Source organism: Streptomyces sp. NPDC007162 (genome assembly GCF_040634175.1).
Classification (GTDB): domain Bacteria; phylum Actinomycetota; class Actinomycetes; order Streptomycetales; family Streptomycetaceae; genus Streptomyces.
Genome location: NZ_JBEYFC010000921.1, coordinates 1 through 1,991 on the forward strand (window position 1 = coordinate 1; position 1,991 = coordinate 1,991).

3 protein-coding genes and 1 pseudogene are annotated in these 1,991 nt (G+C 70.8%); all 4 read left to right on the top strand.

From position 1 onward, the window contains the following. Positions 1-139 (top strand): annotated as a pseudogene (locus ABZ646_RS45825) (phosphoadenylyl-sulfate reductase); the annotation flags it as partial. Beyond that, the gene (cysC, locus tag ABZ646_RS45830; RefSeq protein ID WP_360533514.1) at positions 136-714 is read left to right on the top strand and encodes an adenylyl-sulfate kinase; all 579 of its coding nucleotides are present in this window, start codon (positions 136-138) and stop codon (positions 712-714) included. The pseudogene ABZ646_RS45825 and the gene cysC, both read left to right, overlap by 4 nt. Next, entirely contained in the window at positions 711-1,649 is a 939-nt protein-coding gene (cysD, locus tag ABZ646_RS45835) for a sulfate adenylyltransferase subunit CysD (RefSeq protein WP_360533517.1), read from the top strand. Before cysC ends, cysD begins: the two co-directional genes overlap by 4 nt. 2 nt (positions 1,650-1,651) lie before the next feature. Continuing rightward, positions 1,652-1,990 (top strand): GTP-binding protein, encoded by a 339-nt coding sequence (locus tag ABZ646_RS45840; protein WP_360533520.1) that lies wholly within the window; start codon positions 1,652-1,654, stop codon positions 1,988-1,990. Position 1,991: the final 1 nt, after the last annotated feature.

Genomic DNA, 1,991 nt, shown 5'->3' on the forward strand with positions numbered 1-1,991 from the left:
GCTGACCAACCCGCTGCTGATGGACGGCTACACGTCCGTCGGCTGCGCCCCCTGCACCCGCCGGGTGCTGGAGGGCGAGGACGCGCGCGCCGGCCGCTGGGCGGGGCGGGCCAAGACCGAGTGCGGACTGCACGGATGACCGCGCATGCCTTCCAGGCGAACACGGAGGAGTTGCACGTGACGACCGGAGCCACCGTCTGGCTCACGGGTCTGCCGAGTGCCGGCAAGACCACCATCGCGTACGAGCTGGCGGGCCGGCTGCGCGCGGAGGGCCACCTCGTCGAGGTGCTCGACGGCGACGAGATCCGCGAGTTCATCTCGGCGGGCCTCGGCTTCACCCGCGAGGACCGGCACACCAACGTGCAGCGCATCGGCTTCGTCGCCGAACTCCTGGCCCGCAACGGCGTCAAGGCCCTGGTGCCGGTGATCGCGCCCTACGCGGACAGCCGGGACGCGGTACGCAAGCGCCACGCGGAGAACGGCACCGCCTACGTCGAGGTGCATGTGGCGACCCCGGTCGAGGTGTGCTCCGTACGCGACGTGAAGGGGCTGTACGCCAAGCAGGCCGCCGGTGAGCTGACCGGACTGACCGGCGTCGACGACCCGTACGAGGAGCCCGAGACACCCGACCTGCGGATCGAGTCGCAGCACCAGACCGTGCAGGAGTCCGCGGCGTCCGTGCACGCGCTGCTCAGCGAGAGGGGACTGGCATGACGACGACCGTGGCGACCCACGGGGAGGGCACGGACACCCCGTACGCCCTGTCTCACCTGGACGCGCTGGAGTCCGAGGCGGTGCACATCTTCCGTGAGGTGGCGGGCGAGTTCGAACGGCCGGTGATCCTGTTCTCCGGCGGCAAGGACTCCATCCTGATGCTGCACCTGGCGCTGAAGGCGTTCGCCCCCGCGCCGGTCCCCTTCTCCCTGCTGCACGTCGACACCGGGCACAACTTCCCCGAGGTCCTGGAGTACCGCGACCGCACCGTGGAACAGCACGGCCTGCGCCTGCACGTGGCCTCCGTGCAGGACTACATCGACCGCGGAGTGCTGCGCGAACGCCCCGACGGGACCCGCAACCCGCTCCAGACGCTGCCGCTCACCGAGAAGATCCAGAGCGAGCGCTTCGACGCCGTGTTCGGCGGCGGCCGCCGCGACGAGGAGAAGGCCCGCGCCAAGGAACGGGTCTTCTCGCTGCGCGACGAGTTCTCCCAGTGGGACCCCCGCCGCCAGCGCCCCGAGCTGTGGAACCTCTACAACGGCCGGCACGCCCCCGGCGAACACGTCCGCGTCTTCCCGCTGTCCAACTGGACCGAACTGGACGTCTGGCAGTACATCGCCCGCGAGGGCATCGAGCTGCCGGAGATCTACTTCGCGCACGAGCGTGAGGTGTTCCGGCGCGGCGGGATGTGGCTGACGGCCGGCGAGTGGGGCGGCCCGAAGGACGGCGAGAGCGTCGAGAAGCGTCAGGTCCGCTACCGGACCGTCGGCGACATGTCCTGCACCGGTGCCGTCGACTCCGACGCGACCACGCTGGACGCCGTGATCGCCGAGATCGCCGCGTCCCGGCTGACCGAGCGCGGCGCCACCCGCGCCGACGACAAGCTCTCCGAGGCCGCGATGGAAGACCGCAAGCGCGAGGGGTACTTCTAGAGATGAGCACGACCACCACGGAACTCGGTCTGGACGAGACCACGCTGCTGCGGTTCGCGACCGCCGGCTCGGTCGACGACGGCAAGTCCACCCTCGTCGGTCGGCTGCTGCACGACTCCAAGTCGGTCCTCACCGACCAGCTGGAGGCCGTCGCGCGGGCCTCCGCCAGCCGCGGCCAGGACGCCCCGGACCTGGCCCTGCTCACCGACGGGCTGCGCGCCGAGCGCGAACAGGGCATCACCATCGACGTCGCCTACCGGTACTTCGCCACCCCGAAGCGCCGGTTCATCCTCGCCGACACACCCGGCGTCCCGTCATGGACATCGGCAAGACCTCGCTGAC